Below are 18,117 nucleotides of genomic sequence, written 5' to 3'. Positions count from 1 at the left end.
CTCTCCGCTACAATCAACAGGTTCTCCCATCTATCAAACAAGACGATGGTAATGATGATGATGGTGAATCAAGGTGATGAACAGGAACAGATGGAAATGCTTACAATCGAACAATTAGTTCCGCAAGACCATATCTGGTCTGAAAATTAGAGACAGCAATTGATTTCTCCTTCATTTATCCTTTGGTTGCAGATCTATATTCCCTATACAAGAGACCCATCATAGATTCTGTTGTACTCAATAAAATGTCAATCATTCAATACCCTAAGCCCTCTTAGGGTTGTCCATCGCACACCATACTTCTCCTTGGCATCGACAAAGAAGGGTTTAACTGCCTTTTTACATTTCCATAGACTTCTTTGATTTCATATCGGTGTCTCAAGTATTATGTTTCATCTGATTAGTGTTGTCGCTGGACATGGATACCCCAATTGCATTCTTTGCTTGAATGATATGAATGTGTCATAGGACATTCAGTTGATTGAAGTGTAGGACGGCGACTCCTGGGGATCAGTGCAGCGCGAAGACCCCACAGGAAAAGCCGTAACGAAGAACGGCTTTTGCGAGCATAAGTGAAACGTTGGGAGCACATCTTTGCTTTCGAAGCGACGAGGAGGCTGAGGGCAAGCCCCCGGAAAGCGCCCGTCCGGAACGGAGATCAACGGCCTGTTATCCTTCATTTTCAGAGTCAACGATGTAAAAAGACAAAAAGGATGGAAATCGATTTGATTTCCATCCCTTTTGTCTACAGTCTGACGCCAGCCCACATGTAGAGGCTGGCTTTTTAAGCAGTGACCTTTTGTAGAAGATCCTCAATTTCAAGCTTCGGTAAAGGTCGGGAATAGAGAAATCCTTGAACCTCATCACAGCGAAGCGTACTTAAAAATGTGGCTTGCTCATCTGTTTCAACGCCTTCAGCGATGACGTCGATGCTTAGATTTTTCGCAAGTTCAATAATGGTTTTAATAATCGCAGTGTTGCTACTGCTGAGATCTTGCAAGAAGATTTGATCGATCTTTAAATGGGTAATTGGAAATTTACTTAAATAACTTAAAGATGAATACCCTGTCCCAAAATCATCAATACTGACATGGATCCCCTCGGTATGCAGCCGCTGCAAAATCTTTTGTGAGTAGTCCACATCCGTTGTCATGCTTTCAGTGATTTCAATGTTCAAATATTTAGGATCCAATCCAGTCTTTTTTAGAACTCTGAGAACATTGTTGATAAAAGTAGGTTGTTTGAACTGGCGAATTGAAACGTTCACACTCATTCGTATGTTTGGGAATCCCTGTTCTTGCCACTGCTTAGCTTGAGCACATGCAGTTTCCAACACCCATAATCCAATAGGTAGAATTAGGCCGCTTTCTTCTGCAATAGGGATGAATTGTCCAGGGGAGATTAATCCTTTCTGGGAGTGATTCCATCGCGCTAACGCTTCAACACCCGTCATGGTTCCCGTTTTCATATCATATTGGGGTTGATAATGGAGTTCCATTTCATTTCGACTGATTGCTTGGCGTAAATCCATCTCAAGTAATGTTTTTTCAATCATGTCATTATTCAATTCTTGGGTAAAAAAACGATGGGTGCTCTTTCCTTGCTCCTTTGCAAGAAATAATGCTGTATCTGCATTTCGCAGTAGAGTGTCATAATCCTCACCGTCAAACGGAAAACGACTAATTCCAATGCTCGGTGTGATGTACACTTCAATCGATTTAAATGTATAGGAATTCGAAATCTCTTCGACGATACGAAGAGAGATCTCGTTGACTAAGTCTTGATCAGTCTCTCTAATCATGAGGACAAATTCATCGCCGGCAAGACGACAGGCTAAGTCATTTGGACCCAGACAAAGGGAAAGTCGTTCGGCAACTGCTTTCAGCACTTCATCACCAATGAAGTGACCTAGGGAATCGTTAATGTTTTTGAAACGATCCAAATCTAAATACAGAATGGAAAAGTCATCATCAGCCACTTTAATGGCTTCGTTGACCTGAGACTTAAACAATCTGCGATTCGGAAGGCCGGTCAAAGCATCGTAGAAAGCCATATGCTCAACAAGTTTCTCCGCTTTTTTCCGCTCTGTAATCTCAACACATGTCCCAACGACTTCGATTACCGCTCCATCTACACGTACGGGAGACAAATAAATGATAAATGAATGGTTTAAGTAATCTAGCTCGAATTGGCAAGGGTTCCCGTTTAGAGCTGCATACGCATAGGGACGAAGTTGTTGAAGTACTTCTTTGCCAAAAGGATTGGATTCGCCTCTAGCATTTATCAAATTGCTCGTTAGCCCTAATTTTTCACAAATTTGTCCTTCCAATAGAGTAATGAAAATCCGGCCATTATCATCAGCTTCATATTTGAAGATTGCATTCTGCAAGTTCTTAACTGTCGTCCGAAAATCATTTTTCAGTGCGGATTCCAGCGCTTGCTCCGCCTCGATCCGCGCAGTGATGTCAGATCGGATAGAGATATATTCATAGGGTTTTCCATTATCGTTTGAAAAAGGAACGATGGTTGTGTTCATCCAGTAAAAGGAACCATCCTTAGCTCTATTTTTTACTTCACCACGCCAAACTTCACCACCTTGAATCGTTTTCCACATGTTTTGAAAGAATTCTTTAGGGTGATAGTCTGAATTAATGATTCGGTGTGTCTTTCCTAACAACTCTTCTTCTGCGTACTTGGAGAGTTCACAAAATTTAGGGTTTACATACTTGATGACACCCGCAGCATCAGTAACAGCAATGACGGAGGCATGATCCAATGCAGACTCTAAATTATGTAACACTTTCAATGTCTCATCATATTTTTGGGAAGTCAGGTGTTCTTCTGTGATGTCCGAATCAATGGAAATATAGTGGGTTGTCACTTGGTCTTCGTTGATGACGGGTACTACTATAGCTCGGATCCAATAAGGAGTTAAGTCCTTTGCAAAACCCTTTACAATCAGCTGCTTAATGAGTTCTTCATCATCTGAACGATTCATCTCTTCAAATACCATTTGAGGATCATGGCTCGGAGAAAGTATCTGATACGTGTTTCCTATTAGCTCCTCTGCACTAAATTGAGTCAGTTCGCAAAAATGTTTGTTGACGTACGTAATTTTACCGTTCGTATCTGTTATGGACACACAGAATCTTTCATCGAGAAGTCGTGTTAGTGAAGGTATATTTTGAGCATCTGTTAACACCATAGTCACGGAATCCTTTCTTGTACTAGGTGAATTTCACTTAGGACGGGTAATGGTTTTTTGATGATTAGCTATATGTTAATAATTGAGTAAAAGTGCCTAGTACTTATGATTCGATTATAACACTGCACCTTTAGACCTTCTAGCCGTTTAAGGATAAACTTGTCTGTTACATTGGAATATACAAATATTTCTCGTTTTTTAGACACATCTTTAGACAGGTTGCAGTGAATTGTTGGCGAAGGTATCATATAAGATGAACAGATATGCAAGGATTATATCGGCTTACATAAAACTATTTACACTGAAAGATCAGAAAATCATTTAAGACTATTACATTAAGGAGCTGTCGGAAATGGATGGACAGTTGGAAAGAATTAGACGTGAATCATTAAAACAGAAAGTGGTATCGGCAGAAGAGGCTGCATCTTGGATTCAGGACGGAATGACACTTGGCCTAAGCGGTTTTACACGTGCAGGCGACGCAAAAGCAATTCCTGAAGCACTCGTAAAGAGAGCTCAAACAGAGACTTTTAAAGTAAATGTATTTACTGGGGCTTCGCTAGGACATGATATCGATAAACTCTTTACAGAAGCGGGAATTGTGAATAAGAGGTTGCCGTTTCAGGCAGATGCTACGATGCGTAAAGGTATTAATAATGGAGATTTGTTATTTGTCGATCATCATTTGTCTAATACGTCTGAACTGATCCGGGGCGGTGTGTTACCTCAAGTAGATATTGCTGTTCTGGAAGCGGTTGCAATTGCGGAGGATGGATCGATTATACCTTCGACTTCTATTGGGAATTCTTTGATTTTTGCAGAACATGCGAAGTCCATAATAGTAGAGATCAACGTTGCCCATTCTGAAGAGTGGGAAGGCGTGCATGACATTTACGATCCAGGTGTATTAGGAGATCGTGAACCGATTCCTTTGACTCATCCAGATGAGCGGATTGGAACTTATGGAATTCCTATTGATCCTGACAAAATAATCGGGATTGTGTTAACGAAAGAATATGATTCGTTTTCGACAATCGATGAACCAGACGAAGAAACAGAAGTGATGGCTGGACATTTGCTTCAATTTTTACGATCTGAGATTGCTGCAGGCAGATTGACGAAAGAATTAGCCCCTTTGCAATCAGGAATTGGTTCGCAAGCGAATGCGGTTCTTCATGGTTTGTTAGATTCTGAATTTGAAAATTTAGAGGTCTATTCCGAGGTACTACAGGACTCTGTGTTTGAACTCATTGATGCGGGAAAAGTGAAATCAGCATCATGCACGTCGATTACTGTAACTGAAGAACGCATGGACATTTTAAGAAATAACCTTCCTTTTTATAAAGAGAAAATTATTATGCGTCCTCAAGAAATTTCGAATCATCCAGAACTTATTCGTCGACTCGGCACGATTTCCATTAACACAGCACTCGAATTCGATATATATGGAAATGTTAACTCTACGCATGTTACAGGGACTAAAATGATGAATGGAATTGGTGGGTCAGGAGATTTTGCTCGTAATGCCCGTTTGGCCATTTTTGTGACAAAGTCTCTTGCTAAAAAGGGCGCGATTTCAAGTTGTGTGCCATTTGTTTCCCATGTCGATCATACGGAGCACGACGTGGATATCCTAGTCACTGAACAAGGGTACGCAGATTTACGAGGACTTGCGCCGAAAGAACGGGTGGAATTGATAATTAACCGATGTGCACACCCTTCGTATCGCGAGGAATTATGGGCGTACTATGAAGAAGCGGCACTTCGTGGTGGACACACCCCTCATATTCTCGAGAAAGCGTTAAGCTGGCACATTCGTTTAGCGGAAACAGGAACTATGCGCGAGTTGAAGGAAGAAGTAAAGCAATCATGAAAATTTCCCTGTTTGGTGGTACTGGACGTGTAGGTTCGCTTTTGCTCCAAAGATTGCTAGAGAACGGACATCACGTAACTGCCCTGGCTCGAAATCCTGAGAAGTTGTCAGCTCATCCTAACCTGACCGTCATTCAAGGAGATGCCAAGGAACAATCTGCTATTGCTATGACGATCCTCGGTAGTGAGGCGGTGGTGAGCGCACTTGGAACAGATAAAACAACGACTTTGAGCGAAGCGACTCCTCACATGATTGAGGCTATGAGAAATGAAGAAATAAAGAGGATTCTAACGATTGGTACAGCTGGCATTTTGCAAAGCCGGATGGACCCCGAGCGACTTCGTTATGAAGCAGGAGATTCCAATCGAAAACTGACAACAGCTGCAGAAGAGCATCATGCTGCGTATCGAGCGCTGTCAGCATCCGACTTGGACTGGACCATCGTTTGCCCAACCTATTTACCAGATGGAGAAATTACAGGAACCTACCGGACGTTAGACAACTGGTTGCCTGTAGATGGGAAACAAATTTCTTCCGGAGACACTGCCCACTTCGCTGAGCATGAGTTGGTTGCATGCAATCATCTTCATGCTCGAGTAGGAATTGCATACTAAGGTTCTTATACAGTCAAAAGCCCGCGTCTCCCATAAATAAGGGGAGGCGCGGGCTTTTGTCGTTAACTCAATTGTGATAGGAACATTGTTGCGATGCCGAAGTAAATAAGTAATGATAATATATCATTTAATGTAGTAATAAGAGGTCCTGATGCGACGGCAGGATCAACATGGAATCTATTAAGAAGGAGTGGAACTATTGTGCCGGCGATGGTCCCGATGATGAGTGTCGAAAGAAGGGAAACACCGACAACAAAACCAAGGACCATACTTCCTTGCCAAAAGAAGGCGATGATTGCAATGAGCAAGCCGCATGTGATCCCGATGACAACTCCTACAACAATTTCCCGCATCACTAACTTAAGTGTTTTTTTCCATGTCATTTCTTCAGATGCCAACCCACGTACGACCACAGCTAACGACTGAGTCCCCGTATTACCCGTCATTCCAGCAATCATAGGCATGAAAAAGGCTAGGGCGACAACTGCATTCAATGTCTCTTCAAACTTCGAAATGATACTGCCAGATACCAGTCCTATGAATAAAAGCAAAATTAGCCATGGCAATCTGCGACGAGCGGCAACAAAGGGTTTCGTACGGAAATCTATGGACTTACCAGAAGCCAGCAGCATTTCAATGTCTTCGTCTGCTTCACGGACAATGATGTCGAGCACTTGATCACCAGAGATGGTTCCAACTAATACATGATCACCTGTTGTAACAGGGATAGCATCGAAATCGTATCTTCCAATCAGTTTGGCAACGTCTTCTTGTTTAGTGAGCACGTCGACTTGGATGGGCTCTGTCCTCATAATATTGGCTATGCACTGATCATCATCAGCAAGCAGTAAATCTCTGAATGTGACTATCCCGATCAGTCGCTGGTCTTCATCCACTACGTATAAGTAATTGATAAAGTGAGCTAGGTTTTCGAACGTTTTAAGTTTTTTCTCAGCATCGATAACAGAGAGTTGCGGAGAGATAGGTATGTAACGGTTAGTCATGACGCGACCAGCCGTTTTAGGTGGATAGTCCATAATTTGGAGAATGGACTCCAATTCTTCGCGCCGCATTTTAGCAATTAAATCATCAATTTTGCCTTTAGATAGCCCAGTCAGTAAAAAGGCTAAATCGTTATTTTGCATCCTATGTAAAATTTCAGTAGAGCGATCAGGTCCAATCCTTTCTAATACAGAGAGTTGTTCATCTTTACTAAGATAGCGTAGCAATTCGGTTAGTTCTTGAATAGAGAGCCATTCCAAAAATAATGATTTTCGTTTCCTAGGAAGTTCCTTATACTGGGAGGCGATTTCGTACTTTTCTAATGCATGAATGATTTCATGAAACGTATCTTTCTTTCCTTCGTTAAGAACCCGGATTATGGCTCTCTCCAATTGTACTTTGTCTATAGTCTCTTTCTTTTTTTCTTTAAGTAACAACGCCACGCCAATCACCTCGTATTTGCTCATTCAATTATTCAGACTTAATAATGCTTATGCCCGTTCTAGGTGAAAAGGAAACAATTAAGCTACTAACTAAACAGTTGTTTATTCAAATTTCAGAATAAATATTCATTTATCAGTCAATTTATGTTTTAATAGAACAACCTACATTTTAAAAGGAGAGGATCATGTAACGTGAATGAGTAATCGATTACTAGATAACTATCACCTCTGTATTTAATTTGTGAATATAAGGAAGGGAGCGGAAAGGAGAGAACCTACGAAATTAGAAACTAATGTTACAGTTTCATTACGGATTTTTCAATTTTCATGTTTAAATGAATTCTACTAGGGAAAGTGCAATAGAGAGCACAAAAAATAGCCAATAGGCTAACACAAAAGGGGAGTTTCATAGAATGGGAAAATTGAAGTTGATGTTCTTGATGCTTGCTGCATCTGTTCTACTGCTTGCAGCCTGTGGTAAAGATGACGATGACAAGTCGTCTGGAAATGCTGGCGGATCTGGGGATGCCGGCTATGATTTAGTTAAAAAGGGGAAATTCACATTTGCAGCAAGCGGTGTATACAAACCGTTTAGTTTTGAGGAAGGTGGAGAACTAACAGGTTTTGATATTGAAATTGGAAATGCACTTGCTGAAAAAATGGAACTTGAACCGAACCCAGTAACAAATCCATTTGAAACAATCTTACAGGGGTTAGTTGGTAAGAAGTTTGATGCAATTATCGGTTCGATGGCATACACGAAAGAACGGGCAAAACAAGCAGATTTTACAGATCCTTACTACTATTCAGGCGGAATGATTTTTGTTGCGAAAGATAATGACGAGGTCAAAGGTCCGGATGATCTTGAGGGTAAGAAAATTGGTGTCGTTGCGCAATCCACGTACGAAGCACCTGCAAAAGAATTATCCGATAACGTTCAGTACTATAGTAGTGACGTAGTAGCGCTTAAGGATTTGACAGTAAAAGGTCGTCTAGATGCTGTTATTACTGCTGATATCGTTGGGTATGAAGCAATCGATAATGGATTTGAAGTGAAGGAAGTCGGAAAACCGATGTGGGTGGAACAACCATCGATTGCTGTAAATAAGGACAATCCTGAATTGACTAAAGCATTGGATGAAGCACTTCAAGCACTTATTGATGATGGAACGTACAAAGAGATTTCAGATAAGTGGTTTGGTCGTGACCTTCTTGACATTGACTTGGAAGGTGTCGAGTTATTAGAATGAGTGAACTCCCCACCTATTTAATGGAAAGTTGGTGTGCCGGTGCCTGAGTTATTCGTAACCTTCTATGAAGTATTCATGCAAACCTATAAAGGTTTTTTAGAAGCAGGGCTTTTGACCATCGAAATTACAGCGATTGCAGTAGTGATAGGAACAATTCTTGGGATCATTTTCGCACTAATGAAGATTTCCCACTCAAAAATATTGCAGACCATCGCAAACTTATATATCACCTTGATTCGAGGAACTCCATTAATTGTACAGATCATGTTCCTCTATTTCGGAATCACCTCAATCATCGTACTGGAAAACTTCTGGGCGGGAGCAATTGCCTTAGGCGTCCATAATGGTGCGTATATTGCGGAAATCTTCCGTGGATCGATTCAAGGGATTGACCGAGGTCAGCGAGAAGCGAGTCTTGCATTAGGGATGAATCGCTCTCAGACAATGAGACGTATTGTATTTCCACAAGCATTGCGACGCGCAATTCCACCACTAGGTAACCAGTTCATCATTACTTTGAAAGACTCTTCGCTAGTCTACGTAATCGGTGTATCTGAATTGTTCGGTGTTGCCAATCGTGTCGCAGCCTCTAACTTCAAGCAATTTGAAACGTTTCTCGTAGTCGGTCTTTACTATCTTATTCTTGTCCTGATTTTCACTGCGTTACTGAAGTGGTATGAGAACAAATTGGATGTGGATAAATAATGGGGGCAGATACGATGATCAAAGCAGAAAACGTGCATAAATCATTTGGAAAACTTGAAGTGCTAAAAGGAATCGATATGGAAGTTCACCCAGGCGAAGTTGTTGTCCTCGTAGGTGTCAGTGGCTCGGGGAAAAGTACATTCCTTCGATGTCTTAATTTCTTGGAATTGACCAATGAAGGCGTCATTACGATTGACGGAAAAAGAGTTAATCAGAAAAAAGATGATCTCGCTAAAGTCCGGGCTGAAGTGGGAATGGTATTTCAGCATTTCAACTTATTCCCTCATAAGACGGTGCTTGAAAATGTGATGGAAGCGCCTATCATGGTCAAAAAGGTAGCCAAATCCACTGCTAAAACAACAGCCCTTGAAATTCTGGGGAAAGTAGGTCTGTCCGATAAGGCAGATGTCTATCCCAATAAGCTATCTGGTGGTCAAAAGCAGCGTGTTGCGATTGCCCGCGCACTCGCAATGGAGCCGAAAGCATTGCTGTTTGACGAGCCGACGTCTGCACTGGACCCTGAGTTGGTAGGGGAAGTCCTGCAAGTAATGAAAGATTTAGCAGATGAAGGAATGACGATGGTTGTCGTTACCCATGAGATGAAGTTCGCCAAAGAAGTTGCAGACCGCGTCATTATGCTGAACGAAGGAATCATCATCGAAGACGCAGACCCTGACACATTCTTCAACCACTCTACAAATGAACGAACTCGACAATTTTTAGAGATGGTAAACGTTTAGTGAAATAAAAACCTCAATCCCGACTGGGATTGAGGTTTTTCATCGTTTGGGGGTATAGTTCAGTTCTTTGAAAAGGTCTTTTCGCTCCGAGTCTGTTAAATCACGCCACTGACCCACTGGCAGATTACCGAGTGTCAGGTTCATAATACGCATTCTACGCAAGCTAACGACATTATAGCCAAGTGCTGTACACATACGGCGAATTTGGCGATTCAACCCTTGCGTGAGCGTAATGTTGAATTTTCGTGACCCGAGTTTCCGTACTTTACAAGGCTTGGTTACTGTATCGAGAATGGGTACTCCTTGTTCCATCTCGCGCATGAATTGATCTGTAATCGGACGATCCACTGTTACGATGTACTCTTTTTCGTGACCGTGTTCTTCACGCAAAATTTCATTCACAATGTCGCCGTCATTCGTAAGGAGCAATAAGCCGTCTGAATCTTTATCTAGCCGGCCAATGTGGAAAATGCGTAAGGGATGGTTTACGAAGTCTACGACATTTCCTTTGACATGCCTTTCCGTGGTACTTGTGATTCCGACAGGCTTGTTCAACATCAGATAGACGAGTTGTTCTTCAACTGATACCGGTTTACCATCTACTTCAACGAGATCTCCGTCCTCGACCTTACTGCCCAGTTCAGCGGTTTTCCCATTAATGACGACACGTCCTGCCTCTATCCATTTGTCAGCACCGCGCCGTGAAGTAATTCCTACTTCACTTAGAAATTTGTTAATACGCATGAGGTCCCACCTTGTCTGATTACTGTTTTTCTTATTGTAGCTCCTTTTCAGTTGCCAATCAAAGCTTCAAAAACAAAATATAGTTTTCAGAAAATATAATGATTGACATAAGGAATGATAGGTTGTAAGATAGGATACAACTTTCAGATGGGTAGTTGGTGTCGGGAGCGACGCCGCCCACGGAGAGATGAGACGAGAAGAGAAGAGCATAGCTGAGAAATCATTGAAATAAGAAGAGTAGCATCACATTAGACAGATTCAGAGAGTTGATGGTTGGTGAGAATCGACCTGTCTTGTGATGTGAATGGACTTATGAGAGCCTATTGAAAAACCTTCTAAAGGTTTTTTCAAGGACGCCATTCCCGCGTTATGGGAAGTGCTGATTAAAGCACACGAAGTGGGGATACATCTGTATTCCAATTGAGGTGGCAACGCGGATTTTTCCGTCCTCTGCAACCGGACTTAACTGTCTGGATGCAGGGGGCTTTTTGTCGTTTTCGAGAACTTATACGAGATGGGAGAGAACCGAATGACAATTGAGAAAATAGGGTTACGAGTAACCGCTAAACGGTTTAATGGAGAAACCTTAACACCTACTTTGCTTTTTCGAAGACTCCGGGGCACACAAAAGTTTTTATTGGAAAGTTCGTCAGGGCATGCACAAAATGGCCGGTATTCCTTCATAGGAGCCAATCCTTTGAAAGCGTACAAAGGACATCGGGACGGTGTAGAAGAAACCAATTATATGGATGGCTCTTCGTTTGTGCATGAAGGAGAGTTGTTTACGCTATTGAAACGGCTAATGCCCAGGATAACGGAGGATAGTGAGTTCCCATTTACAGGCGGAGCGGTAGGCTATTTCGGGTATGACGCGGGAAGCAAAGAGAAGTACGAAACAAGCGGAGAATACCCGAGTGCAACCTTTAATATTTATGACACGATCGTCATATATGACCACCAGACAGAGGAAGTGACACTGCTGCATACAGAAATTCATCCTACTCATCAGGCACCTGATTTGGATGAACTTGCTGCAACGCTATTAACAGGTGTTGCAGATGTTGAAACAGAGGTGACGGTATCCGACTATCGAAGTGCTGTATCTCAACAGTCATTTGAATCGAACGTACAGCAAGTAATCAATGACATACAGGCAGGAAAAGCGGAGCAAGTCGTCCTATCACGAAAATTGGAAGCAGACATTCAGGGCGATCCCTTCCAACTGTATCGTTTGTTAAGGAAACGGAACCCTTCACCATATATGTATTACATGGAATTTGATGATTCGATCGTCATTGGTGCATCTCCAGAGAGTCTCGTACGTGTCCATGAGAATCGTGTCCAAACGAATCCCATTGCAGGAACACGTAAACGCGGGCTTACCGTGAAAGAAGACAATGAACTGGAACAATCATTGCGTGCAGATCCGAAAGAGTTAGCAGAGCATGACATGCTTGTAGAGTTAAGTACAAGTGAAATGAAGCAGTTCTGTATTCCAGCTAGTGTAGAGGTAACTGCGTACCAAGAAACGGTGAGATATGAGCATGTGATGCATCTTGTATCCGAAGTGGCAGGAGATCTTGCGCCAGGGGTGTATGCGCTGGATGCTTTAAGAACGAGTCTGCCAGCGGGAACGGTTACTGGAAGTCCAAAACTAGTAGCGATGAAGATGATTGATGAGATTGAGACAGAGCCAAGAGGGATTTACGGCGGAGCAATTGGATACATCGGCTTGAACGGTAATATCGATTTTGCCCTGACAATCCGTACAATGGTTGTGAAAGATGGTGTTGTAAGTGTCCAGTCAGGTGCAGGGATTGTTGAAGCTTCAACTCCACATGCTGAATTTATGGAAACAGTTAATAAAGCTAAATCGCTGACAGGTCTAATGCAAGAAAAACACTAGAATAGTTAGGTCGAAAAAAGAGACGAGAACAGTAGAGAAGAGGAGAGATTAGTTATGAAGAGCTACATACAAGCCGTTCAAGCAAAGCGCAATTTTACGTTTCAGGAGATGGAAGGTGCGGCGGGTCTGTTGTTTAATGACGGCACAGATGAGAAGGAGATTGCCACTTTTCTTAAATCTCTCGCACAAAAGGGAGAAACTGCAGATGAAGTGGCGGCCTTAGCTTCTGTAATGTCTGTCAATGCAATTCGCCCAGAATTTCCTAATGGCTCATATATTGATAACTGCGGAACAGGAGGAGACGGTTCAAACAGTTTCAATATCAGTACAGCATCAGCGTTCGTCATGGCGGCATCCGGAGTCCGCGTTGCAAAACACGGGAACCGAAAGATCTCCAGTGCTGCTGGAAGCCATGATGTACTTGAAGAGCTGGGAATACGAAATGACCTTACAGTAGGAGAAACAACTGCCATGATGGAGCAGTGTGGCATTGCATTCCTATTCGCGCCGAACGTGCATCCGAAGATGAAACGGATTGGAGAGATACGCAAACAAATTGGCACTCCAACAATCTTTAACCTAGTCGGTCCATTGACAAACCCCATTCCGCTTTATGCACAATACACGGGCATTACTCGTAAGGAATTCGTTATGGAGTATGCATCTGTTCTAAATATGTTGGGGAGGAAGCGGGCTGTAGTTGTTGCGGGTGCAGGAGGTCCTGATGAAGCAACGCTTGCAGGCAGAAATACACTCGTCCTTGCAGATCGCGGCGACCTAATTCCGTTTACGTTAACAGCCGAAGATGTCGGGCTGCAGCCAGCTAGTCTGGAAGTAATCCGGGGTGGCGATGCAACGTGTAATGCTGCGATAATTCGTTCAATTATGGAGGGGCAGCGTGGGCCGCAGTTCGATACGGTTGCCCTCAACGCAGGCATTGGATTATTTACAGAAGGTATCGTTAAAACCGTTCAAGAGGGAGTTCGACTTGCAGAAGATAGCATTCTTACAGGAAGAGCTAAACTTAAATTGGAAGAAGTGGCTGCCTTTTGTGGACAGTGCTCTGATAGGGTGGTGGCGTTATGACCATTTTGGATGATATTTTGCGAAAGAAGGAACAAGAAGTTTCTCGATTGTTAGCAGAACCGATTGTTCGACCAACTCCAACAATCGTAGCTCGACCCTCGTTAATGGATACCATTAAAAACTCGAATCAGTTGCAAGTAATTGCGGAAATAAAACGGGCATCTCCCTCGAAAGGGCTTATTCAAGAAACCGTAAACCCTGTCCAACAAGCCCAGATATATGAGCAAGCAGGCGCTGCATGTGTTTCTGTTTTGACAGATACGCCATATTTCAAAGGGTCATTTGAAGATTTGAAGATGGTGGTGGAAGCAGTTCATATCCCGGTTCTTTGTAAAGATTTCATCATTCATCCCATTCAAATCGATTGTGCGCTAGCTGCAGGGGCATCCGTTATATTGCTAATTGTTGCAGCGCTGCCCGATGCGGAGTTGAAAGCGCTGCATGTCTATGCAACCTCACTTGGATTGGAAGTGTTGGTCGAAGTTCATGATGCAATCGAGTTAAATCGTGCTTTAGAAGCAGGTGCACAGCTGATTGGAGTAAATAATAGAGATTTACGGACGTTTCAAGTTGACCTTGATAAGACTGAGGAAATCGCTTCTCTGTTCCCGTTTGAATCAGGTCGAGTCCTCATCAGTGAAAGTGGAATCGGCGGGATAGCTGATGCAAAACGTGTGTCGAAAGTAGGTGCATCAGCTGTGTTGGTCGGTGAAACCCTTATGAGAAGTGAGTCGCCTGGTCAGGCAATTCGCTCCCTTCAAGTGGATCACGAGGTGAATGGGCAATGACAAAGGTAAAGATATGCGGACTCATGGAAGCGCAACATGTGAGGGTGGCAGTGGATGCAGGTGCTGATGCTATTGGTTTTGTTTTCGCCCCTTCGCGCAGACAAGTATCTATAGACAAGGCTGCAGAACTGGCAATTCACATCCCGCAATCCGTACTGAAAGTAGGCGTGTTTGTCAATGCTGAAAAGTCGGAGATTCAAGCGATTTATGAAGCAGTTCCACTAGACATTGTGCAATACCACGGAGATGAAACGCCGGAATTCATCGAAAAAGTTGGTCTTCCTGCCTTTAAGGCATTTTCAATTAAGGATTTTGACGATGTCCAGAAAGCGTCTGCCTTTAACGTAACTCCATTGTTTGACGCACCTGGCGTAGAATTTAAAGGCGGGAGCGGAAAAACTTTCAACTGGGATATCTTGAGTAAAGCAGGATTTCAGGAGCGTCCATTCATATTAGCGGGAGGCTTGAATGCTGAAAATGTAGGTGAAGCGATTCGGCAAGTAAATCCTGTAATGGTCGATGTTTCGAGTGGTGTTGAGATTGAGAAGAGAAAAGATGAGCAGCTAATCCGAGAATTTATCAAAACGGTTAAGCTGAAAAGTGAGGAGAGATGAGCATGATTCAGACAGTAGAGGGTAAAGGAAGGTATGGAAGATTTGGTGGACAGTACGTGCCTGAGACATTGATGGAAGCGTTGTCTGAACTGGAGGAAGCGCATGATTCTGCACTAGCAGACCCAGAGTTTATAGATCAATTGAATGGTTATTTGAAAGATTTCGTGGGAAGAGAAAATCCACTATATTTTGCTGAACGTCTTACAGAAGCTGCAGGCGGTGCGAAAATTTACTTGAAGCGTGAAGACTTGAACCATACAGGTGCCCATAAGATCAACAACGCACTCGGCCAAGCATTACTTGCGAAACGTATGGGGAAAAGAAAAATTGTGGCAGAGACGGGAGCAGGTCAGCACGGAGTTGCAACCGCTACAGCGTGTGCATTACTCGGATTGGAATGTGTAGTCTTCATGGGTAAAGAAGATATTCGTCGTCAGGAATTGAATGTATTTCGTATGGAGCTGCTCGGTACGCGAGTCGAGTCGGTCGACAAAGGTGCTGGCACGCTGAAAGATGCAGTTAATGAGGCTTTGCGATACTGGGTTGCACATGTGGAAGACACACATTATATTCTCGGCTCTGCACTTGGACCTAATCCATTCCCTAAAATTGTTCGGGATTTTCAGCAAGTGATCGGCCAAGAGACGAAACGTCAGATTGTAGAGAAAGAAGGGCGACTTCCTGATGCAGTTGTTGCCTGTATCGGTGGTGGGAGTAATGCAATCGGGATGTTCCATCCGTTTGTAGAAGATGAGAACGTCGCTTTGTATGGCGTAGAGGCAGCGGGCGGAGGGATTTCGACTGGAAAGCACGCAGCTGCCATTGCTGAAGCGAAAGAAGGTGTGTTGCACGGGGCTTATATGTACGTGCTACAAGATGAGGACGGATTCATCCAAGAAGCACATTCGATTTCTGCAGGGCTCGATTACCCTGCGGTCGGTCCAGAACATTGTCATCTCCATGATATCGGTCGGGTGCACTATACGTCTGCAACAGATGCAGATGCGCTTGAAGGCGTACAGTTGCTTGCTCAAAAAGAGGGGATCATTCCTGCACTCGAAAGTGCACATGCGATTCACTTTGCTTTCGATCTAGCACAAGAGATGCAGCCCGATGAAATTCTTGTTGTTTGTCTGTCAGGTAGAGGAGATAAAGACATGCAGACGGTGCGGGATGCGTTAGGAGGTGGCGTCCAGTGAGTAATTTTTCATTGACGGCGTCAATCCTTAAACGGAATGAAGAAGGTCAGTCGGCGTTCATCCCTTACATGATGGCGGGGGACGGCGGATTGGATGTACTACACGAACGCATTTCTTTCCTCGAAGAAGCAGGAGCCGATGCAATTGAAATCGGCATCCCTTTTTCTGATCCAGTTGCAGATGGAGAAGTGATCCAGGAAGCTGGGAGTCGGGCGATAAAAAGAGGTGTTACGTTACGGAAAGTGATGAGTGAATTGCAAGCACAGTTACATTCGATTCCTCTTGTTGTCATGACATATTTAAATCCGGTTCTAGCATATGGGGTATTAGAATTTGTTGAGGACTGTGATCTAGCAGGGGTTAAAGGATTAATCATCCCGGATCTGCCGCATGAGGAACGTGGATTGCTATCAAACGCACTCATTGGTAAAGATATTGCACTCGTGCCCCTGATTTCGTTGACGAGTTCTCCAGAGCGTATTGAAAAAATTGCACGGAATGCAGAAGGCTTTGTCTATGCGGTGACAGTGAATGGGATTACAGGTGTTAGGAGCAGCTTTCGTTCGGATTTGATGGATCATTTATCGGACTTGAGGAGTGTATCGAATGTGCCTGTGCTTGCTGGTTTTGGAATCTCCACGTCTAAGCAAGTTCGTCATTTCAGTGCGATTACAGATGGTGTGATTGTTGGAAGTGCAATCGTTACGGCGTTTCATGAAGAAAATTTAGAGAAGATACAAACCCTCATAAAAGCGGGTCGAACAGCGGTTAGCCAGTAACATAACCCTGTTACCGCATAAGTAAATTTAGTCAATTGTGCATGAACTTGAAACTTTTTCCTCTAGAAAACGTACAAATGATGAAAGGAGGTATGCGGGATGGATTGGGAAACCGTTAAATCAGAAATGGAATGGACACATAAAAAAGTGACATCTTTAGCAGGTTGGTCTGTGGATGAAAAAACAGTTCTCACGATTGCAGTGTACTATGTGCTCTCGCAAAAAGACTTTAATCCAGAAAGTTTTTTACGCACGATGGATGCATTAAAAAATCGGAGTGGATGGTTATCGCCAGTCAAAGGGGATTTTTTACCGATGCTCACTTCTTTTTTGGACAGTCCCACGCTTTCAGCGGACGACGCAGTACAGCTATTGTTTACGAAGCAACAGACCGTTCGAAAGACGGGGTTTAAAAATACCGTGCATTCCTATTTAGCAGCTATGCTAATGACATCTGATCCCGCAACCTTCAAAGCCGAAGCAAAACAAGCGAAGCGGTTATATGATGCCATGAAAAAACAGCATTTTCTACTGACTTCAGACGAGGATTATTCATATGCGATGCTGTTAGGCAAAGCAAACAACGATCCAGTTGAACAAGCCGCACTCATGCGTCGTTATTTTGACGAATTGAACAAAGTTGGGTTTAAGTCAGGTAATGAACTCCAATGGCTAACCCAAGTATTAACAATGGATTGTTGTTCATATAAAAATGAGAGAGTGATTCGTGCAGAGCAACTGTTGTCCCATATTCGTAAGCGTGTCAATTTAAAACCGATGCACTACCCAGTCATAGGATTTTTAGCCATTCTGGGGTGTGAGGACAACCTAGTTGAAGAGCTGATTGGATTCTCGAACTTCATCGCTAAAGGAGAGTTGTTTAAGTGGCATAAAACGTTGGCATTTTCATTTGCTTCTGGATATTTTTTGCAGCAAGTGATGGAAGATAATGAAGTCCATGGTTTTTCAAAAGAATTGAGTGTTCTTATCCAGCAAGCCATCATGGCTGAAACCATCGCAACGATTGCCTCCAGAACCACATCAGCACTCTCATGATTTACTACATAGCTAACAGACCCAGTAGCTTAATTTACTGGGTTTTTTGCTTACGATTTATGTGGAAATCGGTCTCATACTTCACTCGGTACATTGTGTGATAGACTTAAGGA

Annotated in this window: 15 protein-coding genes, 1 pseudogene and 1 other annotated feature; of the genes and pseudogenes, 13 read left to right on the top strand and 3 right to left on the bottom strand. The window is 43.1% G+C overall.

Annotated elements, in window-relative coordinates; genetic code table 11:
• Positions 1–54: 54 nt before the first annotated feature.
• Positions 55–263: pseudogene (locus N693_RS19815) on the top strand (IS5/IS1182 family transposase); the annotation flags it as partial.
• A 521-nt stretch (positions 264–784) separates the two neighbouring features.
• Here the strand turns inward: N693_RS19815 and N693_RS0100815 are convergent.
• Complete coding sequence (locus N693_RS0100815; protein WP_025782902.1) at positions 785–3,205, bottom strand: EAL domain-containing protein; 2,421 nt, start codon at positions 3,203–3,205, stop codon at positions 785–787.
• A gap of 352 nt (positions 3,206–3,557) precedes the next feature.
• Between N693_RS0100815 and N693_RS0100810 the strand changes: the two genes are divergently transcribed.
• Entirely contained in the window at positions 3,558–5,078 is a 1,521-nt protein-coding gene (locus N693_RS0100810; RefSeq protein ID WP_025782901.1) for a succinate CoA transferase, read from the top strand.
• Positions 5,075–5,692, top strand: coding sequence for an NAD(P)-dependent oxidoreductase (locus N693_RS0100805; RefSeq protein WP_025782900.1), 618 nt, complete (start codon positions 5,075–5,077; stop codon positions 5,690–5,692). Before N693_RS0100810 ends, N693_RS0100805 begins: the two co-directional genes overlap by 4 nt.
• Positions 5,693–5,754: 62 nt before the next feature.
• Here N693_RS0100805 and mgtE read toward each other — a convergent pair whose 3' ends face one another.
• Entirely contained in the window at positions 5,755–7,137 is a 1,383-nt protein-coding gene (gene mgtE, locus N693_RS0100800) for a magnesium transporter (RefSeq protein ID WP_025782899.1), read from the bottom strand.
• A 413-nt stretch (positions 7,138–7,550) separates the two neighbouring features.
• Between mgtE and N693_RS0100795 the strand changes: the two genes are divergently transcribed.
• From N693_RS0100795 to N693_RS0100785, 3 genes are read left to right on the top strand one after another with little or no spacing between them, the layout of a single operon-like run.
• The gene (locus tag N693_RS0100795; RefSeq protein ID WP_025782898.1) at positions 7,551–8,387 is read left to right on the top strand and encodes a transporter substrate-binding domain-containing protein; all 837 of its coding nucleotides are present in this window, start codon (positions 7,551–7,553) and stop codon (positions 8,385–8,387) included.
• 39 nt (positions 8,388–8,426) lie between these two features.
• Positions 8,427–9,092: an amino acid ABC transporter permease gene (locus tag N693_RS0100790; protein ID WP_025782897.1), complete on the top strand. Its 666-nt coding sequence runs from the start codon at positions 8,427–8,429 to the stop codon at positions 9,090–9,092.
• A gap of 14 nt (positions 9,093–9,106) precedes the next feature.
• Entirely contained in the window at positions 9,107–9,832 is a 726-nt protein-coding gene (locus N693_RS0100785; RefSeq protein ID WP_025782896.1) for an amino acid ABC transporter ATP-binding protein, read from the top strand.
• A 39-nt stretch (positions 9,833–9,871) separates the two neighbouring features.
• Here the strand turns inward: N693_RS0100785 and rluF are convergent, their stop codons facing one another.
• Positions 9,872–10,576: a 23S rRNA pseudouridine(2604) synthase RluF gene (gene rluF, locus N693_RS0100780; RefSeq protein WP_025782895.1), complete on the bottom strand. Its 705-nt coding sequence runs from the start codon at positions 10,574–10,576 to the stop codon at positions 9,872–9,874.
• Between the two features lie 214 nt (positions 10,577–10,790).
• Positions 10,791–11,030, top strand: a binding site (T-box leader).
• 75 nt (positions 11,031–11,105) lie between these two features.
• Here rluF and N693_RS0100775 point away from each other — a divergent pair.
• The 7 genes from N693_RS0100775 to N693_RS0100745 all read left to right on the top strand — a co-directional run bounded on the left by N693_RS0100775 (position 11,106) and on the right by N693_RS0100745 (position 18,004).
• Complete coding sequence (locus N693_RS0100775) at positions 11,106–12,482, top strand: anthranilate synthase component I family protein (RefSeq protein WP_051508658.1); 1,377 nt, start codon at positions 11,106–11,108, stop codon at positions 12,480–12,482.
• Positions 12,483–12,536: 54 nt separating this feature from the next.
• The gene (gene trpD, locus N693_RS0100770) at positions 12,537–13,568 is read left to right on the top strand and encodes an anthranilate phosphoribosyltransferase (protein ID WP_025782893.1); all 1,032 of its coding nucleotides are present in this window, start codon (positions 12,537–12,539) and stop codon (positions 13,566–13,568) included.
• Positions 13,565–14,356 carry an indole-3-glycerol phosphate synthase TrpC gene (trpC, locus tag N693_RS0100765; protein WP_025782892.1) on the top strand — a complete coding sequence of 264 codons (792 nt, stop codon included), beginning with the start codon at positions 13,565–13,567 and terminating at the stop codon, positions 14,354–14,356. The genes trpD and trpC overlap by 4 nt, the downstream gene beginning before the upstream one ends.
• The gene (locus tag N693_RS0100760; RefSeq protein WP_025782891.1) at positions 14,353–14,970 is read left to right on the top strand and encodes a phosphoribosylanthranilate isomerase; all 618 of its coding nucleotides are present in this window, start codon (positions 14,353–14,355) and stop codon (positions 14,968–14,970) included. The genes trpC and N693_RS0100760 overlap by 4 nt, the downstream gene beginning before the upstream one ends.
• A gap of 2 nt (positions 14,971–14,972) precedes the next feature.
• Positions 14,973–16,169 (top strand): tryptophan synthase subunit beta, encoded by a 1,197-nt coding sequence (trpB, locus tag N693_RS0100755; protein ID WP_371257541.1) that lies wholly within the window; start codon positions 14,973–14,975, stop codon positions 16,167–16,169.
• The gene (gene trpA, locus N693_RS0100750) at positions 16,166–16,948 is read left to right on the top strand and encodes a tryptophan synthase subunit alpha (protein ID WP_025782889.1); all 783 of its coding nucleotides are present in this window, start codon (positions 16,166–16,168) and stop codon (positions 16,946–16,948) included. Before trpB ends, trpA begins: the two co-directional genes overlap by 4 nt.
• A 99-nt stretch (positions 16,949–17,047) precedes the next feature.
• Positions 17,048–18,004 carry a DUF4003 family protein gene (locus tag N693_RS0100745; RefSeq protein WP_025782888.1) on the top strand — a complete coding sequence of 319 codons (957 nt, stop codon included), beginning with the start codon at positions 17,048–17,050 and terminating at the stop codon, positions 18,002–18,004.
• The last annotated feature ends 113 nt before the right edge of the window (positions 18,005–18,117 follow it).

Origin of the sequence: Sporosarcina sp. D27, assembly GCF_000586555.1 — a bacterium.
Taxonomy (GTDB): Bacteria; Bacillota; Bacilli; order Bacillales_A; family Planococcaceae; genus Sporosarcina.
This window is presented reverse-complemented; position numbering and strand designations above follow the sequence as displayed.

Excerpts from the sequence above, each read along its gene's own strand:
- N693_RS0100810 (WP_025782901.1), top strand. The coding sequence starts at position 3,558 with ATGGATGGACAGTTGGAAAGAATTAGACGTGAATCATTAAAACAGAAA.
- N693_RS0100760 (WP_025782891.1), top strand. The coding sequence starts at position 14,353 with ATGACAAAGGTAAAGATATGCGGACTCATGGAAGCGCAACATGTGAGG.
- trpC (WP_025782892.1), top strand. The coding sequence starts at position 13,565 with ATGACCATTTTGGATGATATTTTGCGAAAGAAGGAACAAGAAGTTTCT.
- N693_RS0100775 (WP_051508658.1), top strand. The coding sequence starts at position 11,106 with ATGACAATTGAGAAAATAGGGTTACGAGTAACCGCTAAACGGTTTAAT.
- N693_RS0100745 (WP_025782888.1), top strand. The coding sequence starts at position 17,048 with ATGGATTGGGAAACCGTTAAATCAGAAATGGAATGGACACATAAAAAA.
- N693_RS0100795 (WP_025782898.1), top strand. The coding sequence starts at position 7,551 with ATGGGAAAATTGAAGTTGATGTTCTTGATGCTTGCTGCATCTGTTCTA.
- trpD (WP_025782893.1), top strand. The coding sequence starts at position 12,537 with ATGAAGAGCTACATACAAGCCGTTCAAGCAAAGCGCAATTTTACGTTT.
- N693_RS0100815 (WP_025782902.1), bottom strand. The coding sequence starts at position 3,205 with ATGGTGTTAACAGATGCTCAAAATATACCTTCACTAACACGACTTCTC.
- rluF (WP_025782895.1), bottom strand. The coding sequence starts at position 10,576 with ATGCGTATTAACAAATTTCTAAGTGAAGTAGGAATTACTTCACGGCGC.
- N693_RS0100785 (WP_025782896.1), top strand. The coding sequence starts at position 9,107 with ATGATCAAAGCAGAAAACGTGCATAAATCATTTGGAAAACTTGAAGTG.
- trpB (WP_371257541.1), top strand. The coding sequence starts at position 14,973 with ATGATTCAGACAGTAGAGGGTAAAGGAAGGTATGGAAGATTTGGTGGA.
- N693_RS0100805 (WP_025782900.1), top strand. The coding sequence starts at position 5,075 with ATGAAAATTTCCCTGTTTGGTGGTACTGGACGTGTAGGTTCGCTTTTG.